22 protein-coding genes are annotated in these 24,071 nt (G+C 64.8%); 18 read left to right on the plus strand and 4 right to left on the minus strand.

From position 1 onward, the window contains the following. Positions 1–74: 74 nt before the first annotated feature. Together AC1Q6Z_RS12205 and AC1Q6Z_RS12210 are read right to left on the minus strand one after the other, a co-directional pair. Positions 75–725: a cysteine hydrolase family protein gene (locus tag AC1Q6Z_RS12205; protein WP_492648001.1), complete on the minus strand. Its 651-nt coding sequence runs from the start codon at positions 723–725 to the stop codon at positions 75–77. Further along, positions 715–1,530 carry an N-formylglutamate amidohydrolase gene (locus AC1Q6Z_RS12210; RefSeq protein WP_492648002.1) on the minus strand — a complete coding sequence of 272 codons (816 nt, stop codon included), beginning with the start codon at positions 1,528–1,530 and terminating at the stop codon, positions 715–717. The genes AC1Q6Z_RS12205 and AC1Q6Z_RS12210 overlap by 11 nt, the downstream gene beginning before the upstream one ends. Positions 1,531–1,677: 147 nt before the next feature. Here AC1Q6Z_RS12210 and AC1Q6Z_RS12215 point away from each other — a divergent pair, with 147 nt between their 5' ends. The 3 genes from AC1Q6Z_RS12215 (at position 1,678) to AC1Q6Z_RS12225 (ending at position 4,186) form a co-directional block, all read left to right on the plus strand. Beyond that, complete coding sequence (locus tag AC1Q6Z_RS12215; protein WP_256116407.1) at positions 1,678–2,574, plus strand: MurR/RpiR family transcriptional regulator; 897 nt, start codon at positions 1,678–1,680, stop codon at positions 2,572–2,574. Beyond that, a complete protein-coding gene (locus AC1Q6Z_RS12220) occupies positions 2,564–3,877 on the plus strand; it encodes a type I glutamate--ammonia ligase (RefSeq protein WP_492648003.1) in 1,314 nt (437 codons plus the stop codon). Before AC1Q6Z_RS12215 ends, AC1Q6Z_RS12220 begins: the two co-directional genes overlap by 11 nt. 75 nt (positions 3,878–3,952) lie before the next feature. Beyond that, positions 3,953–4,186 carry a DUF2171 domain-containing protein gene (locus AC1Q6Z_RS12225; protein ID WP_256116410.1) on the plus strand — a complete coding sequence of 78 codons (234 nt, stop codon included), beginning with the start codon at positions 3,953–3,955 and terminating at the stop codon, positions 4,184–4,186. A 47-nt stretch (positions 4,187–4,233) separates the two neighbouring features. Here the strand turns inward: AC1Q6Z_RS12225 and AC1Q6Z_RS12230 are convergent, their stop codons facing one another. After that, complete coding sequence (locus tag AC1Q6Z_RS12230; RefSeq protein ID WP_435265761.1) at positions 4,234–4,995, minus strand: DeoR/GlpR family DNA-binding transcription regulator; 762 nt, start codon at positions 4,993–4,995, stop codon at positions 4,234–4,236. A 233-nt stretch (positions 4,996–5,228) separates the two neighbouring features. Here AC1Q6Z_RS12230 and AC1Q6Z_RS12235 point away from each other — a divergent pair, with 233 nt between their 5' ends. The 7 genes from AC1Q6Z_RS12235 (at position 5,229) to dmeF (ending at position 13,992) form a co-directional block, all read left to right on the plus strand. Next, positions 5,229–6,194 (plus strand): ABC transporter substrate-binding protein, encoded by a 966-nt coding sequence (locus tag AC1Q6Z_RS12235; RefSeq protein WP_439615756.1) that lies wholly within the window; start codon positions 5,229–5,231, stop codon positions 6,192–6,194. Positions 6,195–6,292: 98 nt separating this feature from the next. After that, positions 6,293–7,309: a quaternary amine ABC transporter ATP-binding protein gene (locus tag AC1Q6Z_RS12240; protein WP_492648004.1), complete on the plus strand. Its 1,017-nt coding sequence runs from the start codon at positions 6,293–6,295 to the stop codon at positions 7,307–7,309. A 4-nt stretch (positions 7,310–7,313) separates the two neighbouring features. After that, positions 7,314–9,344: an ABC transporter permease gene (locus AC1Q6Z_RS12245; RefSeq protein WP_492648005.1), complete on the plus strand. Its 2,031-nt coding sequence runs from the start codon at positions 7,314–7,316 to the stop codon at positions 9,342–9,344. After that, positions 9,344–10,255, plus strand: coding sequence for a phosphotransferase (locus AC1Q6Z_RS12250; RefSeq protein WP_492648006.1), 912 nt, complete (start codon positions 9,344–9,346; stop codon positions 10,253–10,255). The genes AC1Q6Z_RS12245 and AC1Q6Z_RS12250 overlap by 1 nt, the downstream gene beginning before the upstream one ends. Continuing rightward, positions 10,252–12,693: a GcvT family protein gene (locus AC1Q6Z_RS12255; RefSeq protein ID WP_492648007.1), complete on the plus strand. Its 2,442-nt coding sequence runs from the start codon at positions 10,252–10,254 to the stop codon at positions 12,691–12,693. The genes AC1Q6Z_RS12250 and AC1Q6Z_RS12255 overlap by 4 nt, the downstream gene beginning before the upstream one ends. A gap of 87 nt (positions 12,694–12,780) precedes the next feature. After that, positions 12,781–13,053 carry a metal/formaldehyde-sensitive transcriptional repressor gene (locus AC1Q6Z_RS12260; protein ID WP_492648008.1) on the plus strand — a complete coding sequence of 91 codons (273 nt, stop codon included), beginning with the start codon at positions 12,781–12,783 and terminating at the stop codon, positions 13,051–13,053. A gap of 27 nt (positions 13,054–13,080) precedes the next feature. Then, entirely contained in the window at positions 13,081–13,992 is a 912-nt protein-coding gene (dmeF, locus tag AC1Q6Z_RS12265; protein WP_492648009.1) for a CDF family Co(II)/Ni(II) efflux transporter DmeF, read from the plus strand. 9 nt (positions 13,993–14,001) lie between these two features. Here the strand turns inward: dmeF and AC1Q6Z_RS12270 are convergent, their stop codons facing one another. After that, on the minus strand, positions 14,002–14,643 hold the full coding sequence (locus tag AC1Q6Z_RS12270; RefSeq protein ID WP_492648010.1) for a class I SAM-dependent DNA methyltransferase: 642 nt from the start codon (positions 14,641–14,643) through the stop codon (positions 14,002–14,004). Between the two features lie 80 nt (positions 14,644–14,723). Here AC1Q6Z_RS12270 and AC1Q6Z_RS12275 point away from each other — a divergent pair, with 80 nt between their 5' ends. From AC1Q6Z_RS12275 to AC1Q6Z_RS12310, 8 genes are all read left to right on the plus strand, one after another. After that, a complete protein-coding gene (locus tag AC1Q6Z_RS12275; protein ID WP_492648011.1) occupies positions 14,724–15,629 on the plus strand; it encodes a phosphotransferase in 906 nt (301 codons plus the stop codon). Between the two features lie 203 nt (positions 15,630–15,832). Then, complete coding sequence (locus tag AC1Q6Z_RS12280) at positions 15,833–16,861, plus strand: substrate-binding domain-containing protein (protein WP_256116423.1); 1,029 nt, start codon at positions 15,833–15,835, stop codon at positions 16,859–16,861. A gap of 66 nt (positions 16,862–16,927) precedes the next feature. After that, positions 16,928–18,454, plus strand: coding sequence for a sugar ABC transporter ATP-binding protein (locus AC1Q6Z_RS12285; RefSeq protein WP_492648012.1), 1,527 nt, complete (start codon positions 16,928–16,930; stop codon positions 18,452–18,454). 22 nt (positions 18,455–18,476) lie between these two features. Further along, entirely contained in the window at positions 18,477–19,466 is a 990-nt protein-coding gene (locus AC1Q6Z_RS12290) for an ABC transporter permease (RefSeq protein ID WP_256116425.1), read from the plus strand. Position 19,467: 1 nt separating this feature from the next. Beyond that, positions 19,468–20,475 carry a sugar-binding transcriptional regulator gene (locus tag AC1Q6Z_RS12295; RefSeq protein ID WP_256116426.1) on the plus strand — a complete coding sequence of 336 codons (1,008 nt, stop codon included), beginning with the start codon at positions 19,468–19,470 and terminating at the stop codon, positions 20,473–20,475. Then, entirely contained in the window at positions 20,472–21,467 is a 996-nt protein-coding gene (locus AC1Q6Z_RS12300) for an aldo/keto reductase (RefSeq protein WP_492648013.1), read from the plus strand. Before AC1Q6Z_RS12295 ends, AC1Q6Z_RS12300 begins: the two co-directional genes overlap by 4 nt. A 12-nt stretch (positions 21,468–21,479) precedes the next feature. Then, positions 21,480–23,228 carry a glycerol-3-phosphate dehydrogenase/oxidase gene (locus tag AC1Q6Z_RS12305; RefSeq protein WP_492648014.1) on the plus strand — a complete coding sequence of 583 codons (1,749 nt, stop codon included), beginning with the start codon at positions 21,480–21,482 and terminating at the stop codon, positions 23,226–23,228. Continuing rightward, a complete protein-coding gene (locus AC1Q6Z_RS12310; RefSeq protein ID WP_492648015.1) occupies positions 23,201–24,043 on the plus strand; it encodes a class I fructose-bisphosphate aldolase in 843 nt (280 codons plus the stop codon). Before AC1Q6Z_RS12305 ends, AC1Q6Z_RS12310 begins: the two co-directional genes overlap by 28 nt. Positions 24,044–24,071 lie beyond the last annotated feature (28 nt).

Genomic DNA, 24,071 nt, shown 5'->3' on the forward strand with positions numbered 1-24,071 from the left:
CGGCCTTTTTGTTTTGTTCTGCGGCCCGCCCTGGAATGCTCCTTGTGTCCGTCCCGTCGGTTCTGTTTGCGGGCTTACTGCCCGATTTCGTTCAGCAGCGCGTCGGTCGAGACCTGCCGGCAATAGCCCTTGATCGTGCGCAGCGAATTGTCGTGGCGCTCCTGCGAATAGGTGCCGCAGGCATCCGGCACGAGCGTCACGAGATAGTTGAGGTCGCAGGCGTCGCGCACGGCCGATTCCACGCACTGGTCGGTCAGCAGTCCACAAAGCACAAGTTGTTTGACGCCGAGATTGCGCAGCACATAGTCGATATGCGTGGAGACGAAGACGCTGGACGAGCTCTTCGGGAAGACGATCTCGTCTTCGAGCGGCGCCAGTTCGTCGATCACCTTGCCATCGGACGAGCCCTTCGGCACGTTGAAGCCGGTGATCTTGTAGTCGAGGCCGCGGTCGCGGCCGTCCTTGGTGAGGCTCTCGATAGTGGTGTGCAGCACCTCGATTCCGGCCTTGCGGAAGCCCGCCAGCAGGCGCTGCATGTTCGGGATCGCCACCTCGTGGATGCGCTTGAAATAATAGCCGTACTGGCCCGCAATATCCGCGTCGGAAACGTCCTTGAACTCGCCGCCGTCGCGCCGCACGGAAAAGTTCTGCACGTCGATGAAGAGGATGGCGGAGGCGGCCGGATCGAGCGGCACGTCGCGGGTGGTCAGATGGTCAGCGGCCATCGGTGGGTCCTTCGAGGGTTTCTGCCGCGAGAAGCAGGGGGCCGGCCAGCCGGTCGGCCCATTCCTGCTGCCCGCGGGCGTCGTTGATGAGGTCGTTGCGCACTTCGAGAAGCACATGCGGAATGCCGCGCCGCTCGCCGTGCACGGGGATCGTGTAATCGGATGTGTCGTCGACGTGATAGGGCGCGTTGAGCTTGACGGTGACGTCCGGATTGGTGGCGTGGAAGGTTTCCGCCAGCCGTTCGGCAAGGCGCGCATCGTGATTGTAGAGCAGGCCCAGTTCGAAATCCCGCACCGCGCCGGTGGCGCGCATCACCGGCGTGAAACTGTGCACCGAGACCAGGAGAAGGGGCTTGCCGCTCGCCTGCCGCTGGTCGAGCGCCACCGCGATCGCCTCGTGCAGCGGCTGGTGGATTTCCACGTAGCGGCGCTGGCGTTCCTTGTCGGTCACGTCGGCATTGACCGGCACGACCGTGCCGTCGCTGGTCGTGACGATGCAGTCCTTCGCCTCGAAGGGCCGGTTGCAGTCGATGACGAGCCGGCTGTAGCGTTGCAGGATCAGGGCGGCATCGAGGCGTTCGGAGAGCGCGCGGGCGACCCCTTCCGCACCGACGTCATAGGCGATGTGACGGTCCATCTCGTCTGCCGCAATGCCGAGATCGCCGAGCGCTGCCGGAACCGCGCGGCCGGCATGCTCGCAGGTGAGGAAAATCGCCGATCGCCCCGTGGAATTGATCCATTCCACGGGATCGGGGTCTCCCGCCTGCAGCAATCTCGTCGTGTCGCGGTCTGCGAACCTCAGCATGAAATGGGATCCGTCCTGCAGCCCGAGGCGCGGGCTTCTATGGCCAGCAGTCAAAGAAATTTTCCGATCATAGTCAATCGAATTTTTCCATTTGACTAATTTTTTTCAAGGCGCGAATATTCGTTTCAGCAAAGGGAACGAACGCCAATGAGCGATGGTAAGTCGTCGACGACGATCCGCACGAGAATCCGCGATGCCGCAGCGCAACTCACCGCCAGCGAGCGCAAGATCGCCAATGCCATCCTTGCGGACTACCCGTTCACCGGGCTTGAAAGCATTCAGGAACTGGCGGCGAAGACCGGGGTCAGCGCGCCCTCCATCACCCGCTTTGTCAGCAAGATCGGCTGTGGCGGCTTCCAGGACCTGCAACGCCAGCTCATCACCGAGCTGAAGGAAGGGCAGCGCTCGCCGCTCGACCTCAAATCCAGCCAGAAGCCGGTCGGCCATTCGGAATTCCTGTCGGAATATGTGGCGCGCGTCTCGGCGGTCATGCAGGAAATGACGGCGACGGTGTCGCAGGCGCAGTTCGATATTCTCGCCGACCTGCTCGCCGATCCCTCGCGCAACATCTTCCTGCTCGGCGGCCGCGTCAGCGACAATGTCGCCTCGTTCCTGTCGATCCACCTGAGGCAGATCCGCAGCGGCATCTACCACATGGCCGACAACCCGGAAATGTGGCCGGAGCACGTGCTGCGCATGCGCAAGAAGGACGTCGTGCTGCTGTTCGATTTCCGGCGTTACCAGCTCAGCCTCTCGCGTCTTGCCGAGACGATCGCTGAAAAGCGCGGCGCAACGATTGTCGTCGTCACCGACAAGTGGATGTCGCCGGCCGCCCGCAGCGCCGATCATATCGTGGCGCTGCCGATCGATGCCGGCACGGCCTGGGATACGGTCGCCGCCGCCATGGCACTCGTCGAGGCGCTCATCGTGCGCGTCTCCGAGGCCGATTGGGAAGCGACGCAGAAACGCATCAAGGATTGGGACGGCATCCGCTTTTCGATGCCGGGTTATGACCAGATCAACGGGGACGCAGATGAAACGTGAGGAAATGATGGTCGCCTGCTGCGGCGACCTTTCGGGCAAGGTGCGCGGCAAGGCTTTTCCGCTGGCGCAGATGGAAAAGCGTCTGAAACGCGGCGTCGGCTGGACGCCGACCAATGTGCAGATCACCTGCTTCGACAACATAGCCGAAAGCCCCTTCGGCTCGCTCGGCGACCTCGTGCTCATCCCCGACGCCGCGACGAGCGTCAGCATCGAAAGCGAGGAGGGGGCGCCCAACGAGAATTTCGTCATCGGCAATATCCGCTATACCGATGGCCGGCCGTGGGAATTCTGCACGCGCTCGATCCTCGAAGCCGCCCTTGAGCGGCTGGAGAGGGTGGCGGGCGTCACGCTCTACGGCGCCTTCGAGCACGAATTCCAGATCAAGCACCTCGTCTCGGAGGTCGGCAAGGCCTTCACGCTCGGCGGTTTCCAGGAGGAGCGGCATTTTTGCGAGGCGATCGTCGCCGCCATGCGCGAGGCGGGCGTGACGCCGGATACGATCCTCAAGGAATTCGGTGCCGGCCAGTTCGAGGTGACGATGGGGCCGCAGAAGGGCGTCACGGTCGCCGACCACTCGCTGATCACCCGCGAGCTCGTCCAGCTCGTCGCCCGCGAACTCGGCTACGATCCGACCTTCACGCCGATCCGCGATCCCGCCGGCGTCGGCAATGGCGTGCATGTGCATATCAGCATGCTGGATTCCGCCGGCAATCCGGTCACCTACGACCCGAACGGCAAACACGAACTCTCCGATGTCGCGGGCAAATTCGTCGCCGGCATCCTGAAATATCTCGACTCGATCATCGCCATCACCGCGCCGAGCGTCGTCTCCTACCTGCGGCTGACCCCGCATCGCTGGAGTGCCGCCTTCAACAATCTCGGTTTTCGCGATCGCGAGGCGTCCGTGCGGATCTGCCCGGTCTCGGACATCAGCGATATCGCGCGCGCCGCCCAGTTCAACTTCGAATTCCGCGCCGCCGACGGCGCCGCCAATCCGCACCTGGCGCTCGCCGCGATCGTCCATGCCGGCGTGCAGGGCATCGAGGAGGGGCTGGCGGTGCCGGAGGCGACGCAGGAGGACCTGTCGCTGCTGAATGTCGAGGGGCTGGCCGCCCGCGGCTACGTGCGCCTGCCGCAGACGCTCGAAGCAGCGCTCCAGCGCTTCCGGGGCAATGCAACGGTGTGCGGCTGGTTCCCGGAAGGGTTCGCCGACGTCTACGTCAAGCACAAGGAGGGCGAAATCGCCTATCTCGCCGGCAAGACGCAGGCCGAGATTTGCGCCGCCTACGAGGCGGCCTACTAGCACCGCGGGCGCGGGAACCACGCGAGGGTCCCCGCGTTTCTTCCGGGTGACGTTTCACCTGAAAGGAGAAGTCCCATGGTCGCTGCAAGCGAAATCCGTGAACATATGGAAGTCCGGGCTGCCGATGGCGGTCACATCGGCACCGTCGACCATATGGAGGGCGAAAGCCGCATCAAGCTCACGAAGAGCGATTCGAAGGATGGCCAGCATCACCTGATCCCTCTCGACTGGGTCGATCACGTCGATGCGCATGTGCACCTGAACAAGGACGTCGAGGAAGTCGAGCGGCAATGGTCGACGATGAACTGACGTGATTTCGAGCGGTCCGGCGGGTCTCCTGCCGGGCCGCTTTGCGTTCAGCGTGCCAGGACGACGTTGACGCCTGCGGCCTTCAGCGACGACGAGACGTCGCGCGGCGGGGCCTTGTCGGTGAAAAGGTCGGTCAGCGCGCTGAACTCGCATACGCGCACCAGGCCCTGCCGGCCGAATTTCGTGTGGTCGGTGACGACGATCGCGCGCTTTCCGCGCGACACCACGGCACGCGCGAATTCCGCCTCTTCCAAGTCGTAGTCCATAACGCCGATCCCGGCATCGATCGCGCCTGTGGAAATCACCGCATGGCCGACGGTGAAATGGCTGATGAACTCGATCGCCGAGACGCCGAAAGCGGCCCCGTTGTCGCTGCGAAGCTCCCCGCCGGCCATATAGACGCGGTTGTCGTTGACCGTCGAAAGCGTGCGGGCGATGTCGGAGGAGTTGGTGACGACGGTCAGCCGCCGGTGGCCCAGCAGTTCGCGGGCAAGATAGCTCGTCGTCGTGCCCGTATCCAGCATGATCGAATCACCGTCGCGGATCGTCGCGGCCATAGCGATGGCGATCGCCTTTTTCGCCTCGCTGTTTTCGCGCATGCGCTTTTCGAAGGGCGCTTCGCCCACCACGGAGGGCAGCGCCACGGCGCCGTGCATCTTCAGCACGGTGCCGTTGGTCGTCAGCGGCTTGATGTCCCGCCGCACGGTTTCCAGCGAAACCTCGAGTTTCTTTGCGAGATCGGCGATCGTCACCGTGCCGTCCTGCTGGAGCAGGCGGAGAATGTCGTTGTGGCGCTTGGAGTGGTTCATCGTCGTCGTGTCCGCATGCGTTCTCCTGCTTCATAATCCTAGATGGATCATCTGGCAAGAAAGCCGCAAAAGCAGGCATAAAGACATAAAAAGCCACAGTGCAGGATTGACAGGCGCTTTCATCCCGCGTGAGATTGGCGGCGTGCACGGGTCGACAGATACAAAAGTACGGGGAACGGCCTCCTGCGCACGCAGAACAGCATCGACTTCAAAGTGCGACCGGGAGATCACGCATGTTTCAACCTATTCGCCTGTCAGGAATGCTTGCCGCGACGCTCTGCCTGTCCGCGGCCCTCACGATGGCGCCCGCCAGGGCGCAGGAATCCACCGATCCCATCAAGCTCACGCTGCATGACTGGACCGGCCAGCTCATCACCACGGAAATCATGGGCGAGGTGCTGAAGAAGGCCGGCTATTCCGTCGAATATGTCCAGGCCGACTATCTCGCACAATTCGCGGGCCTGGAGACAGGCGACCTGCATGTCGCCATGGAAATGTGGGAAACCACCGGCCGCGACGCGATGGACGCCGCAACAGCCACCGGCAAGGTCGAGAATTTCGGCGAGACCGGCATGCAGGCCAAGGAAGAGTGGTGGTATCCGGAATACATGAAGGAGAAATGCCCCGGCCTGCCGAACTGGGAAGCGCTGAAGAGCGAAGCCTGCGCCGAGGCCTTCTCCATTCCGGAAACCGCGCCGAAAGGCCGGTATCTGGGCGGCCCGGTCACCTGGGGCGGTTTTGACGACGAGCGCGTCGAGGCGCTGGACCTGCCCTTCGAGGTGATCCATGCCGGCACCGATGCCGCCCTCTTTGCCGAGCTCGAAAGCGCCTACCAGCGCCAGGCGCCGATCCTGCTGTGGATCTACGCGCCGCACTGGGCGCCGGCCAAGTACAAGGGCGAATGGGTGGAGTTCCCGCCCTATTCGAAGGAATGCTACACGGACCCGGCCGTCGGCGTGAACCCGGATGCCGCCTATGACTGCGGCAAGCCCTTCGGCCCGATCTGGAAGGTCGGCTGGTCGGGCGTCAAGGACAAGTGGCCGGGCGCCTATGCGGCGATCAAGGCGTTCAACATCAACAATGACGAGATGGGCGCGATGATCACCAAGGTGGACCTCGACGGCAAGAAGGTCTCGGAGGTGGTCGCCGAATGGATGGCGGCCAACGAGCCGCGCTGGTCCGGCTGGATCAAGAAGTAGAAGCGCCAGGCCCGGCTCCCGCCAGCAGGGGGCCGGGTCGTTTCCTTGAGCGTGCGGTCCCGGAAGGGCTGCGTTTCGATTACGCGACCGGAAGAACGATGGCTTCTCACGAACCGAAACTTGTCTGCCGCGGCGTCTGGAAGATTTTTGGCGCCGGCGGCAAATCCCTGATCGGCACGGCCGGGCGGCCGACGAGCGCGGACCTGCGCGCGGCCGGCGCCGTCGGCGCGGTGCGCGACGTTAATATCGAGGTCCGCGAGGGCGAGATCTTCGTCATCATGGGCCTGTCGGGCTCCGGCAAGTCGACGCTGGTGCGCTGCCTGTCGCGTCTCATCGAGCCGACCTCCGGCGACATCCTCTTCAACGGCGAGAACCTGCTGGCGGCAAGCGAAGCGCGGATGATCGAAATCCGCCGCCACCAGATGGGCATGGTGTTCCAGCATTTTGCGCTTCTGCCGCACCTGACGGTGCTGGCAAACGTCGCCTTTCCGCTGGAAATCCAGGGCATCGAGCGGTCCGCGCGCGAGGAGCGGGCGCGGCGGATGATCGACCTCGTCGGCCTGGCCGGCAAGGAGAGCGCCTTCCCGCGCGAACTTTCCGGCGGCCAGCAGCAGCGTGTTGGCATCGCCCGCTCGCTGGCGGTGGAACCGGAACTCTGGTTCCTCGACGAGCCGTTTTCCGCACTCGACCCGCTGATCCGGCGCGAAATGCAGGACGAATTCCTGCGCTTACAATCCGTGCTGAAGAAGACCATCGTCTTCATCACCCATGATTTCGACGAGGCGATCCGCCTTGCCGACCGCATCGCCATCATGAAGGACGGCGAGATCGTGCAGGCCGGCACGCCGGAAGACCTCGTGCTGAACCCGGCCACGCCCTATGTGGCGGAGTTCACGCGCAGCGTTGCGCGGGCCAAGGTCGTCAAGGTGGGCTCGCTGATGCGGCCGCTCAACGGCGTGCTGCCGCTGACCTCGATCCGCGCCGCCGCACCCATTGCCGAGGCCGCGCCGCTCTTCTCCGCAGGCAACGAGGCGCTGGCCGTGCTCGACGGCGCGGGAAAACCCGTCGGCCTCATCGACCGCACCGCGGTCGTCGACGTGATGATGCGGGGTTGACGGCATGAGCGCCTCCTTCCCCTTCCTCCAGCCCGTCTCCGAGCCGATCCCGGAAAACCCCTCCATCGCAACGGCGCGGGCGCGCTGGCTGTGGCCTACGGCGCTCGCGGTCTTCGTCCTCTTCTGGCAGTTCGGCGACGGGTTGGCGAAATGGGCTTTCTCCTACCCGCGTGCCCTCGAAATCCCCGCCGCGCGCTGGATCGGCAAGGCGACGAAATGGCTGCTGGACGAGGCGAGTTTCGGGCTCTTCACCTTCACGGATCTCACCCGGTTCGTCGCCGAAATCATCGATCTGCCCTACCGCGTGGCGCTCGGCCTGCTCTCGACGGGCCTGCTCTCGGGGCAGGGGTCGAGCGCGGTGCAGCAGGTGCCGCCGCTCTCCTGGCTGGCGGTGCTCGCCATCGTCGCGCTGATCGGCCATCACGCCGGCGGTGTCCGGCTGGCGGCCCTCGTCACCGCCTGCTTCGGCTTCCTCGTGCTCTTCGGCCAGTGGACGAGCGCCATGGTGACGCTCGCCTCCATCGTCGTGGCGGTTCCGATCGGCGTCGTCGTCGGCCTGCTTCTCGGCCTTGCCGCCTGGCGCTGGCCGCTCTTCGAGCGCGTGCTGGTGCCGGTGCTCGATCTGATGCAGACGATCCCGGTCTTCGCCTATCTCGTGCCCGTCCTCGTCTTCTTCGGCTTCGGCCCGACATCGGCGATCGTCGCGACGCTGATCTACGCCCTGCCGCCGATGGCGCGCGTCACCATTCTCGCCATGCGTTCGGTGCCATCGGAAATCCGCGACCTCGGCAACATGGTCGGGTGCAGCCGGCGGCAGATGACGTGGAAGGTCATGGTGCCGTCGGCCAAGGACGGCCTGATGGTCGGCGTCAACCAGGTCATCATGCTCTCGCTCAACATGGTGATCATCGCCTCGATGATCGGCGCCGGCGGCCTCGGTTTCGACGTGCTCGCCGCCCTTCGTCGCCTCGATATCGGCGCCGGGCTGGAGGCGGGCTTAGCGATCGTCGCGCTCGCCGTGGCGCTCGACCGGCTGAGCCAAGCCTATGCGGAAAAGGCGGGAAAACCGGCGGCCGGCATCCCGGCAGGGAGCGGCTTCGTCTCGCGCCACCCCTATCTCGTCGCCGCACTGGCGATCGTCGTCGTGACCTTCGTTGCGGGCCTTGCCGTGCCCGCGCTTCAATCCTTTCCCGAAGCCTGGCAGGTCTCCACCGGTAGCTTCTGGTCCGAGGTCGTGCGCTGGATCAACATCAACTTCTTCGACGCGCTGGAGGCGATCCGCAACGTTATCCTGCTGAACCTGCTCGTGCCCCTGAAGCGACTGCTCGCCGACCTGCCCTGGGCCGGCGTCGTGGCGCTGCTGGCTTTGGCGGGATACAGGCTTGGCGGGCTGCGCCTCGCCTTGCTGGTCGGCGTGCTGGCCTTCCTGATCGCGGCGACGGGTCAGTGGGAAAAGGCGACCGTCACCGTCTATCTCTGCGGCGTCTCCGTCGTCTTCGCCTGCCTGATCGGCGTGCCGCTCGGCATCCTCGCGGCCGAGCGCGACCGGCTCTGGCGCTGGCTGCAACTCGTCATCGATACGCTGCAGACGCTGCCCTCCTTCGTCTATCTCATGCCGGTCGTCATGCTGTTTAGGGTCGGCGATTTCACCGCGATGATCGCCGTCGTCGCCTATGCCGTCGTGCCGGCGATCCGCTACACGGTGCTCGGCCTGCACCGGGTCGATCCGCGCGTGGTGGAAGCCGGCCGCGCCATGGGCTGCACGCCACGCCAGATTCTTACCAAGATCAAGCTGAAGCTGGCGCTGCCGGAGATCCTGCTCGGCCTCAACCAGACCATCATGTTCGCGCTCTCCATGCTGGTCATCACCGCGCTGGTCGGCACGCGTGATCTCGGGCAGGAGGTCTATATCGCGCTCACCAAGGCCGATACCGGCCGCGGCATCGTCGCCGGCCTGTCCATCGCCTTCATCGCCATCATCGCCGACCGGCTGATTTCCGCCGGCGCCAACCGCATCCGTGAGAGGGTGAGCTGATGGAGGGACATATCGAGATCAGCCGCGCCGTCGAGGACCGTATTCGCGCTCTGCCCTGCTGGACAGGCCGCATCGAGATCGCGCCTCTGAAAGGTGGCATCAGCAACGAGAGCTATCTTGTGAGCGATGGGGCCGGGCGCCATGTCGTGCGCTTCGGCCGGGACTATCCCTTCCACCACGTTTTTCGTGAGCGGGAGCTGATGACCGCGCGGGCCGCTCATGCCGCCGGTTTCGGCCCGGAGGTTCAATATGCCGAGCCGGGCCTCATGGTCTCCGCCTTCCTCGGCGCAAAAACCTTTGGCGCAGAGGACGTCGCTGCGGAACGTCGGCGCGTGGCGGAGCTGCTGCGCTGCTTCCATACCAAGATGCCGGCGGAGATCAGCGGCGCCGCCTTCCTCTTCTGGCCGTTCCATGTGGTGCGCGACTATGCCCGCACCCTGAAGGACGGCGGCAGCCGCATGAAGCCGCATCTGCCCGGCTACCTCGCGCTCGCCGAGGAGCTGGAGGCGGCACAGGCGCCCTTGCCGATCGTCTTCGGCCACAACGATCTTCTGCCGACGAACATCCTCGACGATGGCGACCGCCTCTGGCTGATCGATTTCGAATATGCCGGTTTCTCCACCGCCATGTTCGATCTGGCCGGCGCCACTTCCAATGCCGGGCTTTCGCCGGACGAGGCCGACGATTTCCTAGATGCCTATTTCGGCGGCGCGCCGGACCCGGCGATCCGCCGCTCGCATGCCGCCATGCAATGCGCTTCGCTGTTGCGCGAGGCGATGTGGAGCATGGTCTCCGAACTCCATCTCACCGCGCCGGGCGCCGACTATGTCGGCTACACGGCGGACAATCTCGATCGCCTCGACAGGGCGCTTGACCACTACAGAACAAAATACGGGAAACACACCAAATGACCCTGCCATCCCATGCTGAGATCGTTGTCATCGGCGGCGGCATCATCGGCTGCTCGACGGCCTATCATCTCGCCCGCGACCACAAGGCGGATGTGATCCTTCTGGAGCAGGGCACGCTGACCTCCGGCTCCACCTGGCATGCCGCCGGCCTCGTCGGCCAACTCCGCTCCTCCGCCTCGATCACCCGCGTGCTGAAATATTCCGTCGATCTCTACAAGGGCCTCGAAGCCGAGACGGGCCTTGCCACCGGCTGGAAGATGACGGGCTGCCTGCGCCTTGCCACCAACCAGGACCGCTGGACCGAGTTCCGCCGCCTCGCCACCACCGCGAAAAGTTTCGGCATGGACATGCACCTGCTGACGCCGCAGGAAGTGAAGACCATGTGGCCGCTGATGGAGGTCGGCGACCTCGTCGGCGCGAGCTGGCTGCCGACCGACGGGCAGGCGAGCCCGTCCGACATCACCCAGTCGCTCGCCCGGGGTGCGCGCATGCACGGCGCGAAGATCGTCGAAAATGCGCGCATCACGGGTTTCGATATCGAGGATGGCCGCATCCGGCGTGTGCGCACCACGCTCGGCGATATTTCCTGCGAAAAGGTCGTCAACTGCGCCGGCCAGTGGGCGCGGCAGGTGGGGGCCATGGCGGGCATCAATGTGCCGCTCCAGCCGGTCAAGCACCAATATATCATCACCGAAAAGGTGCCGGGCCTTGCCACCGACGCGCCGACGATCCGCGACCCCGACCGCCGCACCTATTTCAAGGAGGAGGTCGGCGGGCTGGTGATGGGCGGCTACGAGCCGAACCCGCAGCCCTGGACGACCGGCGACGTGCCCGACGACTTCGCCTTCCGCCTCTTCGACGACGATTTCGACCATTTCGAACAGCATATGGAGCAGGCGATCGCCCGCGTGCCGGCGCTGGAAAAGGTCGGCGTCAAGCAGATGATCAACGGGCCGGAGAGTTTTACGCCGGATGGCAACTTCATCCTCGGCGTCGCGCCGGAATGCAAGAACATGTTCGTCGGCGCCGGCTTCAATGCCTTCGGAATCGCGTCCGGCGGTGGGGCGGGCTGGGTGCTGGCGCAATGGGTCGTCGACGGTGAGGCGCCGCTCGATCTCTGGGTGGTCGATATCCGCCGTTTTTCCGGCATGCACCGCGATCGCCAATGGGTGCTCGACCGCACGCTGGAGGCCTATGGCAAACATTATACGATCGGCTTCCCGCATGAGGAATATGAAAGCGGCCGCCCGCGCGTCGTCTCGCCGCTCTATGAGCGGCTGAAGGCGCATGGCGCGGTGTTCGGCTCCAAGCTCGGCTGGGAGCGGCCGAACTGGTTCGCCCCGAAGGGTGCCGAGCCGAAGGACATCTATTCGATGGGCCGGCAGAACTGGTTTTCCGCCGTCGGCGACGAGCATCGCCATGTGCGCGAGGCGGTCGGTATCTTCGACCAGTCCTCCTTCGCCAAATACGAGATGACGGGGCCGGATGCATTGAAGGCGCTCGACTGGATCTGCGCCAACGATGTCGGCAAGCCGGTCGGCCGGCTCACCTATACGCAGCTTCTCAACACCCGCGGCGGCATCGAGGCGGACCTGACGGTGGCGCGGCTTGCCGACGAGACATTCTACGTGGTCACCGGCACCGGCTTCCGCACCCATGATCTCGGCTGGATCGAGGACCATATCCCCGACGATCTCGACGTGACGCTGCGCGACGTCACGGAGGATTTCGGCACGCTCTCGCTGATGGGGCCGAAGGCGCGCGATGTGCTCGCTGCCGTCACGGATGCCGACGTCTCCAATGGCGGTTTCCCCTTCGGCCATGTGCGGGAGATCGCGATCGCCGGCCATGTCGTGCGCGCCTTGCGCGTCACCTATGTCGGCGAACTCGGCTGGGAGCTGCATGTGCCGATCGATGCCATCGGCACCGTCTTCGACGCGCTGATGGCGGCGGGCGCTCCCTTCCATATCCGCCCGGTCGGCTACCGTGCGCTGGAATCGCTGCGCCTCGAAAAGGGTTATCGCGCCTGGGGGTCCGATATCACGCCGAACGATACGCCGCTCGATGCCGGCCTCGGCTGGGCTGTGAAGCTGCGCAAGAACACGGATTTCCTTGGCCGCCGCGCGCTGGAGGCCCTGCAGGGCGAAACGCGCAAGAAGGCGCTCGCCGGTTTCACGGTCGACAACCCGGACGTCGTGCTGGTCGGTCGCGAGACGATCCTGCGCAACGGCGAGCCCGTCGGCTACCTCACGAGCGGCGGCTACGGCTATACGCTCGGCAAGAATGTCGGCTACGGCTATGTGCGCCGCGCCGAGGGCGTGGACGACGATTTCCTGACGGGCGGCGACTACGAACTCGTCGTCGCCATGGAGCGCACGCCGGCAAAAATCCACCTCGAACCGCTCTATGATCCGGCGGCCGTGCGCGTGAAAGTCTGAGCGCACGGCCTGGGAAGGCCTTCGGGCCTTCCTTGATCGCGGAACATATAGTATAGGGGGGTATACTATAAGTTCGAAGGTGATGACGTGAGCCATACCATCCAGCAGAAGGACAAGCTGATCGCCCGCGTGCGCCGCATCCGCGGCCAGCTCGAAGGCATCGAGCGGGCGCTGGAGGGTGAGACGGGCTGCGGGGAGATCATGCGCCAGCTCGCGTCCGTGCGCGGCGCGCTCGGCGGGCTGACGGCGGAGGTGATGGAGGATCACCTGCGCCACCACGTCATCGCCGCGGAAAGCAAGGCGGACTGTCTTCAGGGCGGCGAAGAGCTGATCGAGGTCATCCGGACCTATCTGAAATAGCGCCGCCCGCAACGAAAGGGGCAAACCATGGCCACGCATGACCATGTCTTTCTCGGTTCCGATCACAGCCGCAACGAACGCAAGGTTTGGCTCGTCATCGCGCTGACGGCGAGCATGATGGTGGCGGAAATCGTCGCCGGCACGCTTTACGGCTCGATGGCGCTGGTGGCGGACGGCTGGCACATGTCCACCCATGCCGGTGCCATGCTGATCGCCGCGCTGGCCTACGCCTATGCCCGCCGCCATGCGCGCGACCCGCGCTTCACCTTCGGCACCGGCAAACTCGGCGATCTTGCGGGCTTCGCCAGCGCCATCGTGCTGGCGCTGATCGCGCTCCTCATCGGCTGGGAAAGCTTCGTGCGCCTCGCCAATCCGGTCGCGATCGGCTTTGAACAGGCGATCGCCGTCGCTGTCGCTGGGCTTGCCGTCAACCTCGTCAGCGCCTGGCTGCTGCGGGACGACCACACGCGCCATCACCATGGCCACGATCACGACCATCACCATCATGAACACCACGCGCAGGACAACAATCTGCGTGCCGCCTATCTGCATGTACTCGCCGATGCGCTGACCTCGATCCTCGCCATCGTCGCGCTGCTGCTCGGTCGCAGCTATGGCTGGCTCTGGGCCGATCCGCTGATGGGCATCGTCGGCGCGCTGGTCATCGTGCGCTGGTCGTGGAGCCTGATCCGCGAGACGGGCGGGGTGCTGATCGATGCAGCGCCGGAAGGGGCGGGGCTCGCGGACGAGATCCGCGCGACGCTGGAGCGCGGCGAGGAGCACATCACCGACCTGCATGTCTGGCAGGTCGGCCCCGGCCATCACGCCGCCATCGTCGCGCTTTCATCGCCGCATCCGAAGGCGCCGTCCGACTACAAGGCACGGCTTGCCCATCTCGGTGCGCTGTCGCACGTTACCGTCGAAGTCCAGCCGGCATAGTTTTGCCGTTCAGGCGTGGCGCAGCACTTTCAGCACCACGCCGCGGCTCGGCACGGTGCCGGTCTCGCCAGGCATGGAGACGTAAGGGACGGTTTCCTCCGCCCGCAGCAGAATGCCCTCCCGCTCCAGCTCGGCAAGCCGGTCGGCAAAGCCGTCGTTCCAGAGCGTGTTCTTCACCGTGAGCACGATGATGCCGCCCGGTTGCGTGACGCGGAGAAGCTCCGGCAGGCCTTCCACGCCGACATGGCCGGAGGTGAAGACGCCGGCCGAGACGACGCCGGCGAAATGCCGGTCCGGGAAGGGCAGGGGATTGCCGAGCGCGGCGCGGTGCAGGGCGGCATAGACGTTTTTCGCCGCTGCGCGCGCGAGCATGCCTTCGGAAATGTCGAGGCCCTCGACATGGGCGTAACCGAGGATCGACAGCCATTCGCCGATGAGCCCGGTGCCGGCGCCAGCATCGAGCAGCGGTGAAGCGCCCCGCGGCAGGTGGCGCGCGAGAAGGCCGAGGCAGATCGACGGGTGGCGATAGCCGGCGCTCGCCATGTCGGCGTCGTAGGTCTCGGCCCAGCGGTCGTAGAGGGCTGCCACCTCTTCCGTGCCGCTTGCATTGTAGACTGCGCCGAGTGCACCCTCATGATGTCCGTTTGCCATGGCCTTCCCTCGTGTTTTGATGATGATAGCGAAAGGGCGAAATCTGTGGAACCGTCATCGCTGGCCAAAAGGAGGTGTTCATGAACGAAGAGCAGCAGGCGATGGAGGCGATTGCAGGAATCCCGCTCCTGGAAGGCTATGACGGCCCTATCGAGCGGCTCGGCGGCCTCACCAACCTCGTCTTCCGCGCGGGTGAATGGTGCCTGCGCGTGCCCGGCAAGGGCACGGAGGAATATATCGACCGCGGCAACGAGGCGATCGCGGCGAAAGAGGCGGCACGCGTCGGCGTTGGCCCGGAGGTTTTTCACGCGGATCCGGCGACCGGGCTGATGGTCACCCGCTTCATTCCCGGCGCGACGACGATGACGCCCGAAGGTTTCAACGCCGTCTCCGGTGCCCCGGCGCGGGCGGGCGAAGCTTTCCGGCGTCTGCACGACAGCGGAGCGGTCTTCCCGGCGCGTTTCGAGCTCTTTGCGATGATCGACGACTATCTCGCCGTGCTCTCCACCAAGGACGTTGCTCTGCCGGAGGGATATCACGACGGCTTGCGCGAGGCCGAAACGGTGCGCGCGGCGCTCGCCGCCCATGCGCTGCCCGTCGTCGCCTGCCATTGCGACCCGCTTTGCGAGAACTTTCTCGATACGGGGGAGCGCATGTGGATCGTCGACTGGGAATATTCCGGCATGAACGACCCGATGTGGGACCTCGGCGATCTCTCCGTCGAGGCGGAATTCACCGGCGCCCAGGAGGAGGAGTTGATCCGCGCCTATTTCGGCGGGGAGCCGAAGCCCGCCGAGCGCGGCCGCATCGTCATCTACAAGGCGATGTGCGACCTGCTCTGGACGCTCTGGGGCCTCATCCAGCTCGCCAACGGCAATCCGGCGGCCGATTTCCGCGCCTATGCGGACGGGCGGTTTGCCCGCTGCCGCGCGCTGATGGCCGATCCGGTCTTTACGGCCTCGGTTGACGCTGTAGCGAAGGGCTGAAAGATATTTCACCTCTCGGGCTTGATTTCAGCCTATAATCCTGAAATATATTTCATATCATGAATTATATTGACAGGGGCCGCGTCATGCGGTTACCTGCCCATACCGGACTTCGAGGAGGAAATCCGGATTTCAACGCGATCATCGGCGTCGTTTCGGCGCCAACGGGTTTTTGGGAGGGGTCTTTGCCCCGAGGAGGACACTTGCGCACTTTTCTGAGCACGACCGCGATGGCGGTCCTCGCAGCAACGCTTTTTGCCGGTTCCGCGGCGGCCGAGACGGAAAACCCGTTCCGCTGCAAGCCGGGCGAAAAATACGTCATGAACGTCATGGTCTCGGGCGTCGAATACTGGTTCCCGGTCTATGAAATGTTCAAGCAGGCCGGCCAGCAGCTCGGCTGCGAGACGGAATATACCGGCACGCCGGAATATGACGTCAACAAGCAGATCGCCACCTTCGACCAGGCGCTCGCGCAGAACCCGGCCGGCATTCTCGTGCATCCGATGAACTCCGACCCGTTCATCGAGCCGATCAACCGCGCCATCGACCAGGGCACGGCCGTCGTGACGTTTGCGGCCGACTCGCCGCTCTCCAAGCGCGTTTCCTTCATCACCTCGGACAACACCCGTGAAGGCACCTACGCCGCCGACGCGATTGCCGAGAAGCTGGGCGGCAAGGGCGAATATGCGGTTCTGGAAAATCCGGGCCAGGACAACCACGACAAGCGCATCGCCGCCTTCATCGCCCGCATGGAAGAGAAGTGGCCGGACATGAAGCTGGTCGGCCGCGCTGCCTCCAACCAGGATCCGACCAAGGCCTATCAGGGCCTGTCGAGCCTCATTCAGGCCAATCCGAACCTCGGCGCCGTCTTCATGCCGGAAGCCAACTCGGCGATCGGCGCGGCGCAGGCCAACAAGGAAGCGGGCGGCAAGGTCCTCGTCATGTGCGCGGACGTCAACGCCAACATCCTCGACATGATCAAGGCCGGCGAAGTCTTCGGCTCGATCAACCCGAACCAGGGCATGCAGGGTTACATGGGCTTCATGCTGCTGTGGCTGGCAAAGCACCCGGAACTGATCGACCCGATGAACGACGCCAAGCGCTCGGGCTTCAACCCGATGAGCATCCCGGTCGTCGACAACGGCCTGTCGATCGTGACCGCCGAAAACGCCGACGACTTTTATTGGGACAAGTACCTGAAGCGTCGCGGCACCAAGGGCATCGAGGAGTAAGCTCCTAAACGAACGCCATCCGCGCCTCGCGGCGCGGATGGTCTCGAAAGGAGAGGGAGGAAGACGATGGCGGAGCCGGTGCTCACCATTCACGGCGTGACCAAGCATTTCGGGGCGGTGAAGGCGTTGACCGACGTCGATTTCACGCTCGAACGCGGCGAGGTCCATGCGCTCTGCGGCGAAAACGGTGCCGGCAAGTCGACGCTGATGAACATCATCGCCGGCGTGCTGCAGCCGACCGAAGGCGAAATCCGTGTCGACGGCAAGGCCGTGCGCATCGCCTCGCCCGCTGCCGCCCAGTCGCTCGGCATTGGCCTCGTGCACCAGGAAATCGCGCTCTGCCCGGATGCGACGGTCGCCGAAAACATGTTCATGGCCGCGACCAACCGTCGCCGCACGCCCTTCATGAATTACCGCGCGCTGGAACGCGACGCGCAGGCGGTGATGAACCGTCTTGCCGCCATCGATGTGCGCCGGAAGGTCGCGGACCTGCCGATTTCCAGCCAGCAGCTCGTCGAGATCGCCAAGGCGCTGACGCTCGACTGCCGCGTGCTGATCCTCGACGAACCCACCGCCGCCTTGACCGAAACCGAGGCGCAGCAGCTCTTCTCGATCATCCGCGACCTCAAGGCGAATGGCATCTCGATCATCTATATCAGCCATCGCATGGCTGAGATCTTCAGCCTGTGCGACCGGGTCACCGTGTTCCGCGACGGCCGCTACGTCTGCACCGACCGCATTGTCGACGTGACGCCGGATGACGTGGTGCGCCGCATGGTCGGGCGCGAGATCACGCAGCTCTATCCGGACAAGCTCGGCGCGGACGAAGCGATGGGCACCACCATCCTCGAAGTGGACCGCATCGGCGATGATGCGCGCTTCCAGGATGTCAGCTTCAAACTGCGCAAGGGCGAAATCCTCGGCATCGGCGGCCTCATCGGCTCCGGCCGCACGGAAATCGCCGAGGGCATCTGCGGGCTTCGTCCACGCTCGGAAGGCACGGTGCGCCTGCATGGCGATACGCAGAAGATCAAATCCTATTCGGATGCCGTGAAGGCGGGCATCGTCTACCTGTCCGAGGACCGCAAGGGGTCCGGTGTCTTTCTCGAACTGTCCATCGCGCAGAACATTTCCGTGCTGGACCTGAAGGCGCTGACCAACCCTGCCGGCATGCTGAAGCGCCGGGCGGAGACTTCCCTGGCGGAGGATTTTGCCAAGCGGCTCGGGGTGCGCATGAGCGGCGTCGATGCGCCGGTCAAGTCGCTGTCCGGCGGCAACCAGCAGAAGGTGGCGATCGCCAAGCAGCTTGCGGTCAAGCCGAAGGTCATCCTGATGGATGAACCGACGCGCGGCATCGATGTCGGCGCGAAGACCGAAATTCACCGCCTGCTGCGCGATCTTGCGCGCTCGGGCATCGGCATCATCGTCATCTCTTCGGAAATGCCGGAACTGCTTGGGCTCTGCGACCGCGTGCTTGTGGTGCGCGAAGGCCGCATCGCCGGTGAACTCGGCGCGGACGAGATGACGGAGGAGGCCGTGATCCGCCTGGCCTCGGGCATGGGCACGGCAAAGGCGGCGAACCATGCCGCGTGAGAAGAAACTGGGAGAGACGGGAATGGCAATCGACACGATGGCGGCAGGCGCGCCGAAGACATCGTCCTTCAAGCGCATCGGCACGATGCGCGAGGCCGGGCTGATCGCGATCATCCTCGCGCTCTGCGTGATCATGAGCTTCGCCTCGCCGCACTTCCTGACGCTCGGCAACTTCCGCGCCATGCTGATGAGCTTTTCCGTCGAAGGCATCGTCGTCGTCGGCATGACGATCCTGCTCATCGTCGGCGGCATCGATCTGGCGGTCGGCTCCGTCGTCTGCTTCGCGATGGTGCTGTCCGGCTCGCTGTTCCTCGCCGGGCTCGATCCGTGGACGGCCTCCTTGATAGGCATTCTTGCGAGCAGCGCCATCGGCGGCATCATGGGCTTCTTCGTGACCGTCGTCGGGCTCAACCACTTCATCACGTCGCTGGCCGCGATGGTGATCGTGCGCGGTCTCTGCCTCATCATCACCAAGGGCACGCCGCTCTCGCTCTTCACGCTGCCCGCCGGCTTCAAGGCGGTGGGGCAGGGCACGTTCTACGGTGTGCCCTATGTCATCCTGATCTTCGTCGCCGTCGTCGTGCTGTTCGATTTTCTGCTGCGCCGGGCGACCGCCTTCCGCAAGGTTTTCTATACCGGCAGCAACGAGAAGGCCGCGCTCTATTCCGGCATCAAGACCAACCAGGTAAAGTTCTGGGTGACGGTGCTGTGCTCTACGCTCGCCGGTGTCGCAGGCGTCATCTACATGTCCCGCTTCGGGGCGGCGACCCCCACCTTCGGCGCCGGCATGGAGCTCAACATCATCGCCGCAGCCGTCATCGGCGGGGCCTCGCTCAACGGCGGCTCGGGCACCATTCTCGGTGCGATCCTCGGCATCGCGCTGCTCTCGGTCGTCACCTCGTCGCTGATCCTGCTCAATGTCTCGGTCTACTGGCAGGACATGATCAAGGGCTGCATCCTGCTCGCCGCCGTCTCCATCGACCATTTCATGCACAAGCGGAAGGCCGCCTGACATGCCGATCGCCAAGCTGAAACCCAAGACCACGGCGCCGCGCGAAGAGATCGTCATTGCCCGCCAGATGCACCAGGCGCTCGTGCTGCACTTCCTGGAAGGCCTGACGCAGGCGCAGATCGCCGACCAGCTCGGCCTGTCGCACGCCACCGTCAACCGCCTCATCAAGCGCGGCCGCCAGCTCGGCCTCGTCGAAATCAAGATCAAGTCGCCGGTCGAGCCCTTGGTCGACATGGAAGAACGGCTTCTGGCGCTCGGCGGCATCAGCCGCGCCGTCGTGGTGCCCACGGTCTCCGACAATCCGCAGACAGCACTTCAGGCGGTCGGCGAGGCGGCGGCCCGGCTGCTGCTCGAAGAGATCGCCGATGGCGACACGATCTGCATCACCGGCGGCAAGGGCGTCAGCGCCGTCGTCGCCGGCCTCCAGGCACCGCGCCGCTTCGATGTCGAGGTCATTCCCGGCACGGGCTGCGTGCAGGGCAAACACTACACCGACGTCAACCACGTCTCGACGATGATGGCCGACCGGCTCGGCGGGCGCTCCTACCAGATCCACGCGCCGCTCTTCGCCGACGATGCCGAACAGCGCGAAATGCTGATCAACATGCGCTCCGTCGCGGATGTGTTTCAGCGGGCGCGGGAGGCGAAAGTGGCGGTGGTCGGCATCGGCTCGATCCTCACGGACGATTCGAGCTATTACGACCTGCACCCGTCCTCCAGCACCGACCGCGCGGCAATCGAGCGCTCGGGCGCGAGCTGCGAACTGCTCGCCCACCTGCTCGATGATCACGGTCGTGTCTGCGACTACAGCCTCAACCGCTCGCTGGTCTCGCTGACGCTCAAGGAATTCGCGTCGATCCCGACAAAGATCGGAGTCGCAAGCGGCCCGAACAAGGCCGGCCCGATCCTCAGCGTTTTGCGCGGCAACCATCTCGATACGCTCGTCACCGACGAGGCGACCGGCGCACGCATTCTCGACATGGCATCCCAGGAAGGATTTTCCGCATGAGCGGCGAACAATTGACCCGTGACATCGGACGCTCCGGCGTCAAGGCCTCCGCCGTCGGCCTCGGCACCTGGGCGATCGGCGGCTGGATGTGGGGCGGCACGGACGAGGCGGAATCGATTGCCGCCATACAGGCCTCGCTCGATGCCGGCGTGACCCTCATCGATACCGCGCCCGCCTATGGCCTCGGCCGCTCGGAAGAGATCGTCGGCAAGGCGCTGGCAGGCCGCCGCGACAAGGCGGTGATCGCGACGAAATGCGGGCTCGTCTGGCATACGCAGAAGGGCAACCACTTCTTCGACCAGGACGGCAAGCCGGTGCACCGCTATCTCGGTCGGGATGGGATCATCCACGAGGTCGAAGAAAGCCTGCGCCGGCTCGGCACGGACTATATCGACCTCTACATTACCCACTGGCAGGACCCGACGACGCCGATCGAAGAGACCGTCGCGGCGCTGGAAGAACTGAAAAAGGCCGGAAAGGTCCGCGCGATCGGCGCGAGCAACGTCAACCGTTCGGAACTCGAACAATATATTGCCACCGGGTCGCTCGATGCGATCCAGGAGCGGTTCAGCATGATCGATCGCGAGATCAAGGCGGACCTGCTGCCGCTCACTATCAAAAGCGGCGTGTCAACGCTCAGCTATTCCTCGCTGGCGCTCGGCCTGCTGTCGGGCACGATCGGGCCGGACCGGGTGTTTGCCGGTGACGACCAGCGCAAGGACAATCCGCGCTTCTCCGTCGCCAACCGGCAGAAGGCCAAGGATTTTTCCGAGGCGATCCGGCCGGTCGCGGAACGCCACGGCGCCAGCATCGCGCAAGTCGTGATCGCCTGGACGCTGGCGCAGGAGGGCGTGACCTTCGCGCTCTGCGGCGCGCGAAACCCGGCGCAGGCGCTCGACAATGCGCGGGCCGGCACGCTCAGGCTTTCGAGTGACGATCTTGCGGCCATCAACGCCGCCATATCGGCGCAACTCGCCACCATGGACGGATAACGGGCTGCCATCATGAACCGTGCAGAGACAATGGACGGGCTTCGCCGGAGCCCGAAGGTGGACGTGTGCGTCCTCGGCGGCGGCATCAACGGGCTCAGCGTCTTCCGCGAGCTGGCGTTGCAGGGCGTCGACGTGCTGCTCGTCGAGAAGGACGACTATTGCTCCGGCGCCAGTGCCGCCCTCTCGCGCATGGTTCACGGCGGTCTTCGTTATCTGGAAAACGGCGAATTCAGCCTGGTGCAGGAATCGCTCGTCGAGCGCGACCGGCTGCTGCGCAACGCCCCGCACTATGTCGCGCCGCTGCCGACGACAGTGCCGATCTTCGACGTCTTTTCCGGTCTCGCCAATGGCATCGTGCGTTTCCTCGGCCTCACGCGCCGCCCCAGCCGCCGCGGCGCCATCGCCATCAAGACGGGCCTCGGCATCTACGATTTCCTGACGCGCAAACGCGCGCTGATGCCGAAACACCAGTTCCGCGGCCGCAAGGCGACGCTGGAAAAATGGCCGGCGCTCAATCCGGCGATCCGCAATTCCGCCACCTACTACGACGCCTGGGTCAGCCACCCGGAGCGCATCGGCATCGAGCTTCTGCGCGACGGCCTCTCCGCCGGTTCGAATGCCAAGGCGCTGAACTATGCGAAGGTCGAGCAGGCGGGTGCGGGAGAGTTTTTACTCCGCGATGGCGTGTCCGGCGAGACGTTATCCATCCAGCCGAGGCTGGTCATCAATGCGACCGGCGGCTGGATCGATATCGCGAACGGCACATTGTTCCCGGAGGAGGCGCGTCCCGCGCCGCTGGTGGGCGGCACCAAGGGCTCGCATCTGATCATCGACAATGCCGGCCTGCGCGACATGCTCGACGGGCACATGATCTATTACGAGAACGAGGACGGGCGCATCTGCATCCTCTTCCCCTATCTCGGCAAGGTGCTGGTTGGCTCGACGGATATCCGCGTCGACGATCCCGGCACGGTGCGCTGCGAGGCGGATGAGCGGGACTATATCCTGCAATCGCTCGCTTTCGTGCTGCCGGGCGTCAAAATCCGGCCGGAGGAGATCGTCTTCCAGTTCGCCGGCGTGCGCCCGTTGCCGGCCAGCAATGACAGCTTTACCGGCCGCATCCCGCGCGACCATTTCTGCACCGTGCTCGAAGGCCAGGACGGCGGGCCGCCGGTGCTCTGCATGATCGGCGGCAAATGGACGACGTTCCGTTCGTTCGGCGAGATGGCCGCGGACATGGCGCTGGAGCGGCTTGGAAAGTCGCGCCGCGTCGATACGGCGGAGCGCACCATCGGCGGCGGCCGGGCGTTTCCGAAGGACGGCAGCGGCTGGGTTCGCGACCTCGCAGCTTCGACGGGCATTTCTACGGAACGGGCCGCTTTGCTGTTCGAGCGTTATGGCACGGATGCCGCCGATGTCGCCCGCTTCATCGCCGCAGCGCCGGACCATCCCTTGCCGCATGACGGCTACAGCGTCCGCGAACTCATCCATCTCATCCGCTGCGAAGCGGTCGAGCATCTCGACGACCTGCTGGCGCGCCGCACGACGCTTGCCATTACCGGCGAACTTTCGCTGGCCATGACCGAGGCCGCCCTCGACGTGCTGGCCGCCGAAAAGGGCTGGTCCGCCCAGCGGGCCGGCGAAGAGCGCAGCCGTTTTATAACCCTCATGGGTGAGCGCCATGGCGTCACCGAAAAAAGCCTTTCCGCAAGGAACGAACAAAGGAGTGAATTATGCGAGACAACCGCAAGGTCCGGATGAACCGGCTGTTCGGCAACGGCCGTTGCCTGGACGTGGCGATCGATCACGGCGTGTGCAACGAGCCGTCCTTCCTCGACGGGCTGGAGAATGTGCCGGCCGTGGTGAAGGCGTTGGTCGATGCCGGGCCGGATGCCATCCAGATGAACTACGGCCAGGCCGACCTGTTGCAGGACATCCCCGGCAAGGACAAGCCGGCGCTGGTCATGCGCATCGACATGGGCAACCCCTATAACCGCATCCGCCACCGCGACATGTGGGCAGTGCTTCAGAACGAGGCCGAGCCGCTGATCGGCGCCCTGCAGATGGATGCCGCCTGCGTGGTGGTCAACCTCTTCATGCTGCCCGACGAGCCGGATCTCTTCCGCCAATGCGTGCAGAACATTGCTCGCGTGCGCGCGGACTGCGAGAAATACGGCATGCCGCTGATGATCGAGCCGCTTGTCATGCAGCCCGTCACCGAGCGTGGCGGCTACATGGTCGATGGCGATGCGGAAAAGATCGTGACCCTGACGCGGCTCGCCCGCGAGATGGGCGCCGATATCGTCAAGGCCGATCCGACGACCAATGCGGAGGATTTCCACCGCGTCGTGGAAGCCGCGCGCTGCCCGGTTCTGGTGCGCGGCGGCGGCAAGGAGGATCTTCGCGCCGTGTTCGACAAATCGGCGGCCTTGATGCAGCAGGGCGCAGTGGGCATGGTCTATGGGCGCAACATCTACCAGCATGCCAATCCGAGTGCGGTGGTGCGCGGGCTGATGGCGATCATCCACCAGGATGCGAGCGGCGAGGAAGCCTTCGCGCTGTACCAGAAGGCTTGATGGGGCACGAGCAATTCCAGGAAAAGTG

It is taken from the genome of Shinella sp. GW835-FHT14H05 (assembly GCF_058793575.1).